Genomic DNA, 14,639 nt, shown 5'->3' with positions numbered 1-14,639 from the left:
GTTTCAACGGAGAGCCGTGAAGAAGAGGAGCTCTGAGCAAGAGCCTTGAAGCAAGAGCCTTGAAGAAAAACGCCCCGTCTCGGTGATTGCCGAGGCGGGGCGTCTTGTCATCTGAACACAAGGCACTCAGCCAATACGTTCAGTCAAGCACTGGTCCGATGATGTGCTTGACCTCCAGGTAGCCCGCCATGCCCCAGGGCCCCAGCTCACGGCCGATGCCGCTGCGCTTGAAGCCACCCCAGCTGGCCTGTACCAGCGGCAACTGCTCGCTGTTGTACCACACCACCCCGGCGCGCAGACGACGGCCGAGCTGCTGGGCGCGTCTGGCATCACCGCTGACCACCGTGGCCACCAGGCCGAAATCACAGTCATTGGCGAGGCGAATCGCCTCGGCCTCATCGACGACGCGGCGCGAGCACAGCACCGGCCCGAAGATCTCCTCGCGCCACAGACGGCTAGTCACCGGCACATCGATGAAAAGCGTCGGCGCCACGAAGTAGCCCTTGTTCGGCAGGCTGCGGTGGGTGCCATCGCGCAGCGCCGTCAGGCCTTCCTCGCGCGCCACGTTCAGATAGCTCAGCACGGTATCGCGCTGGCGGGCGCTGGTCATCGGGCCCATCTGGGTCGCGGCGTCCAGCGGGTCACCCAGCACCAGCGCATGGATGCGGCTGGCCAGTGCGGCGTGCAGCTCATCGGCGATGGCCTCATGCACCAGCAGGCGCGAGGTGGCGGAGCAGATCTGGCCGGCGTTGAAGTAGATACCCGCCATCACCCAGTCGGCGGCTTCCTCTATGTCGGCATCGTCGAGCACGATGATCGGCGACTTACCGCCAAGCTCAAGGGAGACGCCGCGCGTGCCGCAGGCCGCGGCCTGCATGACCTTCTCACCGACCACATTGCTGCCGGTGAAGGAAATCTTGTCGATGCGCGGATGACGGGTCAGCGGCGCCCCGATGCCCTCGCCATCGCCGTGCAGCAGGTTGAACACGCCCGCCGGCAGTCCGGCTTCCAGCGCGATCTCGGCCATCACCTGTTCCGGCAGTGGTGTCACTTCAGATGGCTTGATCACCAGGGTGCAACCCGCGGCCAGCGCCGGCGCGACCTTCCAGGCGCTGGTGACCAGCGGGAAGTTCCACGGCGTGATCAGTCCCACCACGCCTGCCGGCTCGTGATAGGTGTGCGCGGCATAGCCCTCGACATCATGCGTGACCTCCGCGCCCTGACGCGCATCCAGCGCGCGTGCCTGGGCGGCGTAGTAGCGGTAGCAGCCGATGGCGTCATCGAGATCGATCTCGGCCTCGGCGCGAATCTTGCCGTTGTTGCGACACGACATCTCCACCAGCGCTTCCCGACGTGACGTCAGCCCCTCGGCGAAGGCCTCCAGATAGACCGCACGCTCGGCGCCGCTCAGTGCCTGCCAGCCCTCGAAGGCATCGGCGGCAACCGCGACCGCAGCCTCCACATCGCGTGCATCGCCGGCCGTCACCTCGGCGATGACGGTTTCCTCGAAGGGGTTGGTGACCGCCAGGCGACGCTCGCCGTGGGACTTGACCCACGCATTGTTGATGAACTGATGATCGAGCTTGTGCATGGACATTCCTGACATGTGAGTTTCCTGCCGCCTGCCACCTCAGGGTCACAGGCGGGCATTGTGCAAGGTAGTGGAGCGATGTGGCGAGCCGGACTCACTCTGCGATTGAGCGCTGCCATCCCGCCGCATCAATTTCCACCAGCAGCGGGGCGCTTGTGTCGCGCTCGCTGATCGCAGTCGCCAGCTCACGGGAGGAATCGATCGCGACGGCGGCGCAGCCAAAGCCCTGGGCGAGCAGCTGGAAGTCGGGGGCCTTGATGTCGACGCCCAGGCACGTGACGCCGGCGTTGTCCATGAAGCGGCGAATCTCTTCATAGCCCTGGTTGTGCCACAGCACGATCACCACCGGCAGCTGTTCTTCCACCGCGCAGGCGAGTTCGGACAGCGTGAACATGATGCCGCCATCGCCGACCAGCGCGATCACCGGCAGGTCCGGGCGGCCCAAGGTGGCGCCCATCGCGGCAGGCAGGCCGTAGCCGAGCGTGCCGTAGCCGGTGGAGGCATTGAAGTAGCGGCGCGGCGCCGGCTGACTGAGCAGGTGATTGGCAGCGTAGACCGTCGCACAGGAATCGCCGACCCAGATCGCCTCCGGCAGCACTTGCTGGAGGGTATCGAACAGCGGCACGTAGGGCGCGAAGGCCGGGTCAGTCGGCAGCGCGAGGGCGTCAAGCGTGGCGGCGGTGATCTGCGCGCCGGGTGTCTTGCCTTTCGGGTTGCTCTCGAGGCCGGTCAGCCGGTCGGCGAGGGTCTCCAGCGCCAAGCCGGCGTCGGCGACGATGGCGAGTGTCGCCTGCTGGTTGCGCGCCAGTTGTTCGGGGTCGATATCGATGCGGATCAGCTGGCCACCGATGACGAAGCCATCATCGAACACCACGTCGTAGTCGGTCTCGCCAAGTTCGGTGCCGATCGCCAGCACCACATCGGCGTCGCACGCCAGTTTGCGTACCGCAGGCAGCGCGGCATTGGCGCCGAGATCCAGTGGGTGAGCGCTGCCCAGCAGGCCCTTGGCATTGATGGTGGTGACGGTGGGGGCATCGAGTGCCTCCACCAACTGGCGGGCCGCTGCGGGTGCGGCGACACAGCCACCGCCCAGCAGCACCAGCGGGCGCTCGGCGCCCTGCAGCAGGCTCACGGCTTCCTCGAGCAGGGCCGGGTCCGGCGCCAGACGGCCGATGCGCGGGCGCGTGACGTCATGGGTGGTGCGACCGGCAGGCAGTGCCACCTCGGCATTGAACAGATCGATGGGAATCTCGATATGCACCGGTCCCGGGCGGGCGCCCTCGAACAGCGCGAAGGCGCGGGCCAGCACTTCCGGCAGTGCGGACGTGTCGAGCAGCGTGTGGCTGAAGCGCGCTACGCCCGACACCAGCTGCTGCTGGCTGGGCAGCTCATGCAGACGCCCCTGGCCACGGCCGAGGGTGTCGGTGCGATTGACGCTGGAGATCACCAGCATCGGAATGGAGTCGGCCAGCGCCTGCCCCATCGCGGTGGTGATGTTGGTCATCCCCGGGCCGGTGATGATGAAGCACACCCCGGGCTTGCCGGTACTGCGGGCATAGCCATCGGCCATGAAGCCAGCGCCTTGTTCATGGCGCGGGGTGACGTGGCGAATGCTGCTCGCGGCGGGATCGGCATCCGGTTCCAGGCCACGGTAGAGCTCGACGGTATGTACGCCGGGAATACCGAAGACGGTGTCGACGCCGTAGGTGTCACGCAGCAATCGGATCAGGAGTTCAGCACAGGTCATGGCAGTCTATCCGGCAGACGGGAGCGCCGTGGCGCTCCCTGAAGTCATGAGGAAAAGGAGTCGGTCGCGAAGCGGTGTCAGTCGAGTGCGAGTCGTCGCTCAACTAGCAGTTCAATCGATGGCTCAGAACACGAACAGATGGGCGATACCAGCGATGATCGGCAGGGTGATCAGTGTACGCAGCACGAAGATGGCCACCAGTTCCCACAGCTTGAGCGGAATCTTCGACTTGAGCAGCAGGGCACCGATCTCGGACATGTAGATCAACTGGGTCAGTGACAGGCAGGCGATCACGAAGCGGGTCAGTTCGCTGTCGATGTCCTTGGCCAGTACCGCCGGCAGGAACATGTCGGCAAATCCGACCAGCGTCGCCGGGGCTGCCTCTGCTGCGTGGGGAATCTGCAGCAGTTCCAGCAGCGGAATCATCGGGTAGGACAGCCAGGTGAACACCGGCGTGAACTCGGCCAGCATCAGCGCCACGGTACCGATGGCGATCACCACCGGCAGCAGACCGAGGAAGATGTCCGCCACGTTGAAGCAGGCCGATTTCACCAGCTTGAGCGGGCCCGGCGCATGCTCGGCGCGCGCGACGGCCATGCCGAGTGAGTAGCGCAGCACGCCACAGCCGCTCTGATTCTCTTCACTGATCTGGCAGCCGACCGGCTCGTGGTAGTCATCGCGCTTGCGTGACAGCGGCGGCAGACGCGGCACGATGACGGCGGCGATCAGGCCCGCGATGACCACGGTCAGGTAGAAGGGCACGAACAGGTGGTTGATGTTCATGAAGCTGGTGACCAGCAATGCGAAGGCGATCGAGACCACCGAGAAGTTGGTGGCGATCACCGCCGCTTCACGCTTGCTGTAGAAGCCCTGCTCGTACTGCTGGGTGGTGATCAGCACGCCGACGGTGCCGGAGCCCATCCATGAGGCGGTGGCATCGATGGCGCTGCGCCCGGGCAGATTGAAGATGGCACGGAACGGACGGCGTACCAGGCTGCCGATGAATTCCATGAAGCCGAAGTCGACCAGCAGCGGCAGCAGAATGGCCGCGAAGAAGAAGAAGGTCAGCAGTACCGGCGCGAGATCATTGAGCATCACGCCGCCGGTGAAGGCCGCCGTCACTTGAGTGGGGCCCCACTGGAAGTAGGTCATCAGCGCGAAGATGGCGCCGAGGGCACGCATGCCAAACCATACCGGCGAGACATCGAACAGCTCGTGTGCCGCGCCCTGACGTGCCCAGGCCGGTTTGGCGAGCTTGACGAAGCCGGTCAGCAGTACGGAAAGGCACAGCACCGCGACGGCGATGGCGGGTAGTGCGCCGCCCAGCGTCGCCTTGAGCCAATCGGCCATCAGGCCCATGCCGATATTGATGGTGTCACCCGTGCTGAAGGGCACCAGGAAGAAGCTGACGCCGAGCAATGACGGCAGCAGGAATTTCATGACTCCATGAGTCGTGAGCGGAACGGGACGGGTGGCGATGAGCTCTTTCTGAGCCTTCTCACCCTTGTGCACCTTGTCTGAAGGTGAATCGGCGCTTGGGCTGGAGCGGGACGGCGTGTGATCCGCCGTCGGGTCGATGCTGGTTGTCATTCGGGTCACCTAGATCTTGTTGTAATGGTCAGGCTCTAGCCGTGCATCGTGTGATGCATCATGCCGTATCGTGTCGGGTGATTCTGTGTGCGCCGAGGGCGGGACGGGCCCCCGGCGCGGGTGCAGCAGGACAGCAGGTCATTCGTGGGTCGTTCGTGGATCAGTCGCGCTGTTGCACGCCCGGCAGTACACAGAGCATCTCGTAGAGCAGGGTCGCGCCCATCAGCGCGGTGTTGCCGCTGGTGTCGTAGGGCGGGGAGACTTCCATCAGGTCACCGCCGACGATGTTGAGGCCACGCGCGCCGCGTACGATTTCCATGCCCTGGGGCATGGTCAGGCCGCCGGCTTCCACGGTGCCGGTACCGGGGGCGACGGAGGGGTCCAGTCCGTCGATGTCGAAGGTGATGTACACCGGGCGATCGCCCATCATGTCGCGCACTTCGGCCATCAACGGCGCGAGTGACTTGAACCAGCACATCTCGGCGGTCTCGACACGGAAGCCCTGCTGACGGCACCAGTCGAAGTCATCGGCGGAGTAGCCGGTGCCACGCAGGCCGATCTGCACCACGCGCTGGCTGTCGAGCAGGCCTTCTTCCTGGGCGCGACGAATCGGCGTGCCGTGGGCGATGGGCTCGCCGAACATGTGGTCGTTGACGTCGGCGTGGGCATCGATGTGGATCAGGCCGACCGGGCCATGCTTCTTGGCGATGGCGCGCAGCACCGGCAGGGTGACGGTGTGATCGCCGCCCAGTGTCAGCGGCACGCAGTCGTGACTGAGCACTTCATCGTAGAACTGCTCGATGATGTCCATGCTCTTGGGCAGGTGGAAGGTGTTGATCGGCACATCGCCGATGTCCGCCACCTGCAGGCTGTCGAAGGGCGCGGCGCGGGTGGCCATGTTGTAGGGGCGCAGCATGCGCGATTCATCACGGATCTGACGCGGGCCGAGACGCGCGCCCGGACGGTTGGAGGTACCGATGTCCAGCGGAATGCCGATGAAGGCGGCATCCAGGCCTTCCGCGGTTTCCTGAGCCGGCAGGCGCATCATGGTGGCCGGGCCGCCGAAACGTGGCATGTCGTTGCCGCCCAGCGGCTGATTGAACTCGCTCATCTGTCTCTCCAGGTCTTGAGTTGCTCGCGATACGCTGACGGCGAGCGGGGTATTGTGTTTGTTCGCTTTATCGCCCGACCGGACGGTGTGATGAAAGCCGGCGATCCTCCTTGGCGCATACTCCAGCATTGCAGTAACCATGCCAATTTTTAGTCAATTGATTTTATTGAGTTTTATTTGGCGGAGGTTGCTGGGTGATTCATTTGTGGATCACCAGTGCGGCATTGATGATTCAAAAATGGATCACTGATTCATTTGTGGATCACATTCAGGCATCATCGAGACTGTCTTCAGCGCAGTGCGAGAAAGACCTGCTGGAAAGAGCTGTTAGAAAGAGCTGCGAGAAAGACCTGCGAAAAGAAGCACAGAAAGCCCCGCCCGATTCACAGGCTCGACCATGAGGTACCCGCCATGTCAGAGCTCGACCGTCAGATTCTCAAGACCATCATCGACACCGCTCACGATCACTACTTCGTGGTCAATGCCGATGGCCAGGTGCTGGATGTCAGCCCCGGCGCCGCGGCGGTCTATGGCATGACCCGCGAGGAGCTGTGTGCCGCCAACGTGCATGACCTGGAAGCCAGTGGCGTGCTCAAGCCATCGATCAGCCTGGAGGTGCTGCGTACGGGGCGCGCGCTGCAGATGATGCAGCTCACCGCCACCGGGCGGCGAGTGGTGGCGCAGGCGCATCCGGTATTCGTCGCGGGCAAGCTTGAGTGCGTGGTCAGCCGCTCGATGGACCTCACCGATATCCAGCTGTTGCAGCAGGAATATGCTGTGCTCCAGCAGCGTTTCACGGATCACCTGCGCCGCAACTCGCGGAGCAGTGAGCTGGGCGGGGCGAGTGCGGACGAGAGTGACTGGGGGACGGTGGGGAGTGCGCGCTCAGTTGCTGAGCAGACCACCCATGACGCGCAGCAGGGGCGTGCTCTGTGCGAGCAGGCCGCGCGCGAGCAGGCGGAATGCGAAGACGCCGCGCTGGAATTGGGCGAGCTGCAGGTCAGAAGCCCCGTGATGCGGGAGATAGCGCTGCTGCTCAAGCGGGTCGCGCCCACCAACGCCACGGTATTGATGCTGGGCGAATCCGGGGTCGGCAAGACGGCCTTCGCCCATCAACTGCATCGCTGGAGCCAACGCGCCGACGGCCCCTTCATCGAGGTGAACTGCGGCGCCATTCCCGAAAGCCTGTTCGAGTCCGAGATGTTCGGTTATCAGGCCGGTGCCTTCACCGGCGCGGGTAACCGTGGCAAGGCGGGCCTGATGGAGCAGGCCGAAGGCGGCACCCTGTTCCTCGATGAAATCGGTGAGCTGCCGCTGGCCACCCAGACCAAGCTGCTCAAGGTGATTCAGGACGGAATAATCACCCGCCTGGGCGACACCACCACCCGCCGCGCCGACTTTCGGCTGGTCGTCGCCACCAATCAAGACCTCGCCGCCCGCGTGGAGCAGGGACAGTTCCGCCTCGACCTCTACTACCGCATCAATGTGCTCCCCGTCAGCCTGCCACCGCTACGCGAACGCCGCGAAGACATTCCCGCCCTGATCGAGCAACACCTCTCTCGCCTCAATCAACGTCATGGTCGCCGCAAACTCCTCGACGCCTCGTTATGGCCCATCCTCATGCGCCAGGACTGGCTCGGCAATATCCGCGAACTGGAAAACTGGCTGGAACGCGCCTGGCTCAGCGCCCCCAGTGATGTCATCGACAGCGACTCAGTAAAAACACTGCTCAACACTTGTTCCACGAATAACGCTAATGGACTAGGCAATTCATTTGGCTTCAGTAATGAAAAATCCAATGAAATAGGCGTTAATGATAGTTTTCCCACTGCCGATACCTTACATAGTGACAAATCCCTCTCAGCGCCTGCCGCTGAGGGGGCGGTAGCTATGCCAGTCCCCAAACTTGGCCCTAACGAAACCCTCAAGGAAGGCCTGGCACGTATCGAAGCACAATGGTTACACGAGATGGCGGCGGAGCTGCCCAGTACCTATGCGATAGCCAAGAGGGCAGGGATCAGTCAGCCGTCGGTGGTGAGAAAAATCAAGAAGATGAACAGATAAGGCTGGTAAAAATAATGTATATTAAACTTGCTGGCTATGTATAGCTTGTTGGATAAGTATTGCAATTGCGAAATATATATTTGATGTTATTGTTCTGCTATAGTTTATAGTGGCTATTTGTGTTAAGGGGGTGGGGCATGGAAGCTTTAATAAATGAATTGGAATTAAATCGTGATAAGGCATATTTGGTTGAGCCTCGTGTAATTGGACTACCTAAGCGTGCATTAAACTTGGTCTTGTCTAAAAATATTGAAAATTCTTATGATGCAATTCGTTTTATTCTGTATGAATTGGCAAGTGAGTCAGGAGTAGGCCCTAAGACAGTCAATGAATCAGCTCTTGCTTCTAAAGAATTTGTAGAGAAGATTAATAGTCTTTCGCTAGAGCTAGTTAAAAGTTTGAATGATCCTAGAGAGACATTTTTTGCTGCCAGTGATGGTAATATAGTTGAATGCTTTCCTGCTCTTGTTACTCTTTATTCAGAAAAAGGAATAAAAAATAGTGACAATAGGATGCTTGACATCTTGGTTAAGAGATTTGGTTTGATGGATTCTAAACAATACACTTTAGAGGAGATTGGTACTTTTTACGATGTCACTAGGGAAAGAATTCGTCAAGTTGAGGCTAAAGGTATAAAAGAGCTAAAGGGAATTTTGAAAGGCGAGATCCAGCCCAAGAAATGGAAAATTTGCGAAAAGCTTGTTGATAACTTCAATGCGTTCGAGAGTGAGATTTCAGAGTACTCTCCAATAATATCTGAAGAGGTTGTGAAATCTACATTGAGTCGAAATTTTGGCTCAAGTTTGGATGTTTCATATCTGTCTTTGTTATTGGAGGTTTTAGGTTACCGTAAAGTACCTACAGCAGTGCCGGGGTTCAGAGGCACTATCAAAGACTCTTGGTGCTCACAAGATAATTATTCTAAGGAAGAGATTGAGTTGATGTTTATGGCACTCAATTCCGTGTTTGATTATACTGAGGGGTTATCTACGTTTGATGTAATAATATTAGCGAAAAAGTTTTCTAAGAAAAGAGTCAACAAATCTATCGAGAATGATAGCTTAGAAGTTGCATTGCAATCGGTGCTAGAATTTGAAAAAGTAAGCGATATTGTAAGAGTTAAAATTTCTTATTTGAGAAGCGCTGCTGATAAGGCTTTTAGAGTGTTGGATTCAGTCAAGCAGCCTATGCATTATTCCAAGCTATGTAGAGAAATTAATTTACTTAGTAGCACAAATGATAAAGCGTACGCACCAGTATCCGAAACCAATGTGACTAATCAGCTAACAGCCGATGATAGATTCATACCTGTAGGTAAAAGTGGCTTTTGGGGTCTATCATCCAGTTCAGATATTGAAAATATAACAATAGTTCAGGCATTAGAAAGAATCCTCCATCGTACTGGCAAGCCAATGGAATATGCAGATATTCTTAGTGAGTTGAAAGAAATACGCCCTTATGCTTCTGAAAAATCCGTGGTTACTTATTTAAATGATGACTCTAAGTTTGCTAGGGTAGGTCGTAGGTTATTTGCTCTAAATTCTTGGCGCATTAAGCCATCACCAAAAGTTAAGCGGCTAAAATCAATTTCTAGTCATGATTTTGCACTAGCAGTAAAGGAGGGGCTGCAAATAGAAAATCCTCAGCCTTTTGCTACACTCATCTCTATTGTGGCTAAGTCTTTAGGTTGCTCCGAAGTGAGTGCACGCCAAAAGTTAAGATCGTTAGAAGCTATTGAGCTTAGAGATCGAGAGTCTGGCCGTGGTAAGGAGGTGTTTTGCCCAGACCTAAGTTTACTTGATGAGTTAATAAAAAATGTAGAAACTAAAAAGGTTTTGTTAAAAGATCTCGTTCAAAATGAAGTTAAATCTATTCTTTATGCAAGGCCTAATGAGCCAATACTAAAAGGTGATTTGTATCACATGGTTATATCGAATGTGAGTTGCCTTAGGCCAACATTTTATCAGTATTTAGAAAAGATGGATTCCATAGAGCAATACTCTGATAATGGGAAGCATTACGCCGTATATAAACACTACGAGCCTGATATAAGTATTAAAATAGACCCTTCGCAATATGGAGCAAATGATGAAGTTAAGAATAAGTTAGCTAGGCCACTCGGTCATTTAACAATCTCTAACGTTGACATTGCACTAGGCGAGCTAGGCTTGATATTTGAAAACTCTTTGAGGGATTATTTGAATATAAGAAGAGAAAAGGATCCCTCCCAAGTCAGTTCAAAGGAGCTTAATAATCTGGTTAGTATGATAACTTGCGCAGTAAAATTAAGGGTGGTGACCAAAGGTTATCACCTCAATACATTGCGCGAGGAGAGGAATAACCGAGCTCATGGTGAGGTTTTAGATATACATGAAAAGAAAAAGTTATTTGATAGGGCGCATTATCTGGCGGAACTTTTTGTAAAGTATATTTGTTTTTTTGAACTAAAAAAACAAAGTGAAAATGTGGTTTAAGTTTATTGTTTAATCTTTATTAAATTTTTGGGCGTGCATACTTGATTTGTAGGTTGGCTGTTGGTGGGAGTGCTGTTTAATGATAATCCATACGTCTCTGTATGATTGTTATAGTTGTTTATATTGTGCTTTTTTATAAAGGCTTATAAATTCAGCTTCCTTCCATCACCACCAAACTCCCCATTACCCCCTCACACAACGGCTTGATCTCGCTGAAGCCGTCATCGACGGCGAGGTCTGTCTTGGCTTTGGCGTAGGTGGTGCCGTCGGCGGTGGGGTGGTAGCTGGTGCAGTGCAGGCGGATCAGCTTGTCGTCGAGGAAGAGACCGTATTCGCGGGTCTGCGAGGTGATGGGCATGCCCTGGTGTCGCTGTGTCATGGCGATATCGAACCAGTAGACCTGACGGTGATCCACTCGGGTCAGGCCGGAGTCGAGCATCTGGCTGTTGATGGGCGCCCATTGCGCCAGTTGGTCCGTGGCGGCCATCACCTTGAGCTGCGCGTCGCTGACAGTCTCGCCATGCAGGTCATAGATTTCGAGGATGATCATGTCGGTGCCGGTACCCGCCTGACTCTGCCATTTCTGCACGATATGCGGCAGGCGTCCCTCGGCGGCAGACCACGAGGCGGGCAGGTGCAGCGCAAGACTGATGCCCAGTGACTTGGGATGGCCCTTGGTGTGGAACTGCTGGAAATAGCCGTCGTACAGCTCGTACACCGGCTCGATCTGATACTTGGTCGCCAGCAGAAATTCCTTGAACGGCGAGGGCAGGTATTCCCCCTGGGCGCGCAGATGAATGGCCTCGATGAAGCGGGCCGCGAAGTCGCTGGTCAGCTTGTCGGTGGTCAGTTGCGAATCCAGTTGCGTCTTTATCTGACGGCGGATGCCATCCAGCACTTCGCGTGCGTGCTCCCGCCCCATCAAGGTGGCGAGGTTGTCCGCCAGGCGATGGGTGATGTTCGGGAAGGCATTGTCGAAATAGGCGGAGGCAAGCTCTGCATCCGGCGCGAGGCCGGGATACTCCTCGGCGATGCGTGACAGGGTGATGTCCTGGGCGATGACGAAGCCGTAGGTACTGCTCAGCGTATTGATGACCTTGGGCGTGGGGCGAAACTGTGCGGCTTCGGCGCGTGCCGAGGCGCCGGGGGTGATGAGGCACAAGCTCAGGCCCAGTCCGAGCGTCAGGGCGGCGGCGGCCAGCCCGGGAATTGCCCCAAGGGAGCGTGTTACGGCAAACGCCATGCGTGACATCCTGTCAGAGTGCGATCGATTCAATCCTATCATCCGCCTACGATGACTTCTCGCGTGCTGATGATGTTCAGATGCCTAATCAGGCAGAAGTATCAGACTGCGCGTCATGCCGCGCACGCGGTTTCCCTTCAGAGAGCAGCAGACAACGATGTCCAGACGACACCAGTATTCGGTTGAACTTGAGTGGACCGGCAATCGCGGTGATGGCACCCGCCATTACACCGCCTATGAGCGTGATTTCGTGGCCCGTGTCAGTGGCAAGCCGAGCCTGGAAGGCTCCGCCGACCCCGCTTTTCGGGGCGACGCTTCCCGCTGGAACCCCGAAGACATGCTGGTGGCCTCCGTCTCGGCCTGCCACAAGCTCTGGTATCTGCACCTGTGTGCCGAGGCCGGCATTCGTGTCATGAGCTATCACGACCACGCCGAGGGCACGATGCAGGAAGGCACGCCCGCTGTTGGCAATAGTCAGGCAGAGAACGAGGGCGAGGCGGGACGTTTCACCTCCATCGTGCTGCGCCCCGAGATCACGCTGGCCGCCGGTGACGATATCGCGCTCGCCCATGAGCTGCACCACCGGGCGCATGCGCTGTGCTTCATCGCCAATTCACTGAATTTTCCGGTCAGCTGCGAGGCGGTGATCACCCATCAGTGATGGGCAGCCCTCAGCCCGTGTCCTACAACCGTGTCGGACTGACCGTGTCTTACAGACCGTGTCAGAACCCAAAAGGCCACCAGAGCGATCTGGTGGCCTTTTTTGCTTTCAGCATCTCTCTAAAGAAACAGCGTCTCGCAAGGGCATCAAGCGAGGGGATCAACACCGTGCGTTCACTTCCTCGATCAGTTTGCTGGAACCAGTGAGGTCTGGCAGGCAGGCGCCGTCGGCAATCTTCGCCAGCAGCACGTCTTCGGCTTCTTGCACCTCGATGGCGTGGCTGGCGATGGCCGAGACTTCCTCGGGCGCCATGACGATGACGCCACTTTCATCGGCAAGGATGGCATCGCCCGGATTGACGACCACGCCGCCGATGCTGACCGGCACGTTGAGTGCGCCGCCGATTCCGGCGAAGCGCGTGGTCAGTGACGCGACGCCGCGACTCCAGACCGGGAACTGCTTGTCGCGAATGGTCAGCGCATCGGTGGCCATGCCGTCGATCACCACACCGGCCACGCCGAGGCGCGAGGCGACCGTGGTCATCACGCCGCCCCAGCAGGCGCGGTGGCGATCGCCCTGTCGATGCACGATCAGCACATCGCCCGGGCGCACCAGACGCATCAGATGGTTGAGCAGGGTGCCATCTTCCGGCGGCAGCGAGACAGTGATGGCGGTACCGGCGATGCGCACCTCGGGCAGCATGCTGGCAATCGCCGGATCGACGAAGCCCCGGGTGTGGAAGTGGCCGATGGTGGCCGTCTCGCACTGCTTGAGCTGTTCCAGCCGTTCAGGCGCGACCTGCGCTGGCATGTCATTGAGTTGGTACATGAAAGTCTCTCGTCGTGGTCGGTCAGATCAGGCTGGGCAGGAAGGTCGTCAGCCACGGGGCCCAGTAGAGCATCAGCATCGCGAACAGGAAGCAGATGACGATCGGCCAGGCGGCGGCGTAGATGGTCTGCATTGGCGTCGCGGGGGCGGCGCCTTTCACCGCGAACAGGTTGTAGCCGAAGGGCGGGGTCAGACTGCCCACCGAGATGTTGATCAAAAACAGCGTCCAGAACCATACCGGATCAAAGCCATACAGCTTGACCAGCGGCGCGTAGATGGGAATCACCACCATCATGAAGGCGATCTGGTCGATGAACATGCAGGCGATCAGCGGAATCAGCATCAGGATAAGCAGCATCCACACCGGATCGAGATCCAGCCCGGTCACGCTGCTCACCAGACCGCTGGTGGCGCCGGTGAAGCTCAACAGCTGCGAGAACAGCTTCGAACACGCCAGGATCAGGATGATCATGGTGCTGACCTTGAGCGACGACATCACCGCCTCGCCGGCCATCTTGAACGAGAACTTGCGATAGTAAGCCGCGACCACCAGCGAGCCCAGCACGCCGGTGGCGGCGGATTCGGACGGCGTGGCGATGCCGAGCAGAATCAGGCCCAGCACGGCGAAGATGATGATGGTGAACGGCAGCATGTTGATCACGGCACGGCGCTTTTCCCGGGCCGTGCCTCCCCCGCTTTCATCGACGGGCGGCGCGCGGCGGGGGTCCATCGTGATGCGCACCTTCACATAGAGGATGAACAGCGCGGCCAGCAGAATGCCGGGCAGGATGCCCGCGATCAAAAGGCGTGCGATGGAGACATCGACCATCGAGCCGATGATGATCACCAAGAGGCTTGGCGGGATGATTGGTGCGAGACTCGCGCCACCCAGGATCAGGCCGATGGACAGCCTGTCGTCATAGCCGCGCTCCTGCATGGTCGGCAGCGCCGAGCGGCTGAGCATGGCGGTCACGGCCAGCGCCGAGCCGGACAGGGCACCGAACAGCGTCGAGAGGGCGACGACGAAGAAATAGAGGCGCCCCTTCATGCGGCCCATCAGGGCATCCAGCGAGTCGAAGATCACATCGATGGAGCCGGAGCGGAACAGCAGCTCCCCCATCAGCACGAACAGCGCGATGGTGGTCAGTGTCTCCGAGGTCATGCTGTCGTAGACACTGTTGGCGAACATGCCGAAACCGGCAGTGCCCATCAACCACAGCGTGCCGAGCACGTTGATGGTCAAGAAGGCGGCGAAGACGGGAATGCCGAGGGCGAACAGGCCCATCAGCAAGGCGATGGCCAGGCCCAGAGAGGTATACCATTCCATGAC

The 14,639-nt window shown here is 58.4% G+C and carries 10 protein-coding genes; 3 read left to right on the top strand and 7 right to left on the bottom strand.

Going from position 1 to position 14,639, the window contains the following annotated elements:
- Positions 1-139: 139 nt before the first annotated feature.
- From CLAM6_RS09600 to speB, 4 genes are all read right to left on the bottom strand, one after another.
- Complete coding sequence (locus CLAM6_RS09600; protein WP_441303525.1) at positions 140-1,597, bottom strand: aldehyde dehydrogenase family protein; 1,458 nt, start codon at positions 1,595-1,597, stop codon at positions 140-142.
- 88 nt (positions 1,598-1,685) lie between these two features.
- Entirely contained in the window at positions 1,686-3,338 is a 1,653-nt protein-coding gene (locus CLAM6_RS09595) for a 5-guanidino-2-oxopentanoate decarboxylase (protein WP_153635892.1), read from the bottom strand.
- A 123-nt stretch (positions 3,339-3,461) separates the two neighbouring features.
- Positions 3,462-4,778, bottom strand: a complete 1,317-nt coding sequence (locus CLAM6_RS09590) for a YjiH family protein (RefSeq protein ID WP_153635891.1) — start codon at positions 4,776-4,778, stop codon at positions 3,462-3,464.
- Positions 4,779-5,088: 310 nt separating this feature from the next.
- A complete protein-coding gene (gene speB / locus CLAM6_RS09585) occupies positions 5,089-6,039 on the bottom strand; it encodes an agmatinase (RefSeq protein WP_153635890.1) in 951 nt (316 codons plus the stop codon).
- Between the two features lie 411 nt (positions 6,040-6,450).
- On the opposite strand from speB, the gene CLAM6_RS09580 reads away from it, so the two are divergent.
- Together CLAM6_RS09580 and CLAM6_RS09575 are read left to right on the top strand one after the other, a co-directional pair.
- Positions 6,451-8,103: a sigma-54 interaction domain-containing protein gene (locus CLAM6_RS09580; protein ID WP_242007812.1), complete on the top strand. Its 1,653-nt coding sequence runs from the start codon at positions 6,451-6,453 to the stop codon at positions 8,101-8,103.
- A 137-nt stretch (positions 8,104-8,240) separates the two neighbouring features.
- The gene (locus tag CLAM6_RS09575) at positions 8,241-10,577 is read left to right on the top strand and encodes a sigma factor-like helix-turn-helix DNA-binding protein (protein ID WP_153635889.1); all 2,337 of its coding nucleotides are present in this window, start codon (positions 8,241-8,243) and stop codon (positions 10,575-10,577) included.
- A 151-nt stretch (positions 10,578-10,728) separates the two neighbouring features.
- Here CLAM6_RS09575 and CLAM6_RS09570 read toward each other — a convergent pair whose 3' ends face one another.
- Entirely contained in the window at positions 10,729-11,820 is a 1,092-nt protein-coding gene (locus CLAM6_RS09570) for a hypothetical protein (RefSeq protein WP_153635888.1), read from the bottom strand.
- A 157-nt stretch (positions 11,821-11,977) separates the two neighbouring features.
- Between CLAM6_RS09570 and CLAM6_RS09565 the strand changes: the two genes are divergently transcribed.
- Entirely contained in the window at positions 11,978-12,481 is a 504-nt protein-coding gene (locus tag CLAM6_RS09565; RefSeq protein WP_153635887.1) for an OsmC family protein, read from the top strand.
- Between the two features lie 159 nt (positions 12,482-12,640).
- Here CLAM6_RS09565 and CLAM6_RS09560 read toward each other — a convergent pair whose 3' ends face one another.
- Together CLAM6_RS09560 and CLAM6_RS09555 are read right to left on the bottom strand one after the other, a co-directional pair.
- Positions 12,641-13,309 (bottom strand): RraA family protein, encoded by a 669-nt coding sequence (locus tag CLAM6_RS09560; protein WP_153635886.1) that lies wholly within the window; start codon positions 13,307-13,309, stop codon positions 12,641-12,643.
- A 22-nt stretch (positions 13,310-13,331) separates the two neighbouring features.
- Positions 13,332-14,636, bottom strand: a complete 1,305-nt coding sequence (locus CLAM6_RS09555; RefSeq protein WP_153635885.1) for a TRAP transporter large permease — start codon at positions 14,634-14,636, stop codon at positions 13,332-13,334.
- Between the last annotated feature and the right edge of the window lie 3 nt (positions 14,637-14,639).

Origin of the sequence: Cobetia sp. AM6 (genome assembly GCF_009617955.1) — a bacterium.
Lineage (GTDB): Bacteria > Pseudomonadota > Gammaproteobacteria > Pseudomonadales > Halomonadaceae > Cobetia > Cobetia amphilecti.
Note: the sequence above shows the minus strand (reverse complement) of the source record. Positions and strands in the feature narration are given on the sequence as shown.

What these genes read in the sequence shown, in the direction of transcription:
- CLAM6_RS09600 (WP_441303525.1), bottom strand. Translation starts at nt 1,597, where the DNA reads ATGTCCATGCACAAGCTCGATCATCAGTTCATCAACAATGCGTGGGTC.
- CLAM6_RS09580 (WP_242007812.1), top strand. Translation starts at nt 6,451, where the DNA reads ATGTCAGAGCTCGACCGTCAGATTCTCAAGACCATCATCGACACCGCT.
- CLAM6_RS09565 (WP_153635887.1), top strand. Translation starts at nt 11,978, where the DNA reads ATGTCCAGACGACACCAGTATTCGGTTGAACTTGAGTGGACCGGCAAT.
- CLAM6_RS09575 (WP_153635889.1), top strand. Translation starts at nt 8,241, where the DNA reads ATGGAAGCTTTAATAAATGAATTGGAATTAAATCGTGATAAGGCATAT.
- CLAM6_RS09555 (WP_153635885.1), bottom strand. Translation starts at nt 14,636, where the DNA reads ATGGAATGGTATACCTCTCTGGGCCTGGCCATCGCCTTGCTGATGGGC.
- CLAM6_RS09570 (WP_153635888.1), bottom strand. Translation starts at nt 11,820, where the DNA reads ATGGCGTTTGCCGTAACACGCTCCCTTGGGGCAATTCCCGGGCTGGCC.
- speB (WP_153635890.1), bottom strand. Translation starts at nt 6,039, where the DNA reads ATGAGCGAGTTCAATCAGCCGCTGGGCGGCAACGACATGCCACGTTTC.
- CLAM6_RS09560 (WP_153635886.1), bottom strand. Translation starts at nt 13,309, where the DNA reads ATGTACCAACTCAATGACATGCCAGCGCAGGTCGCGCCTGAACGGCTG.
- CLAM6_RS09590 (WP_153635891.1), bottom strand. Translation starts at nt 4,778, where the DNA reads ATGAAATTCCTGCTGCCGTCATTGCTCGGCGTCAGCTTCTTCCTGGTG.
- CLAM6_RS09595 (WP_153635892.1), bottom strand. Translation starts at nt 3,338, where the DNA reads ATGACCTGTGCTGAACTCCTGATCCGATTGCTGCGTGACACCTACGGC.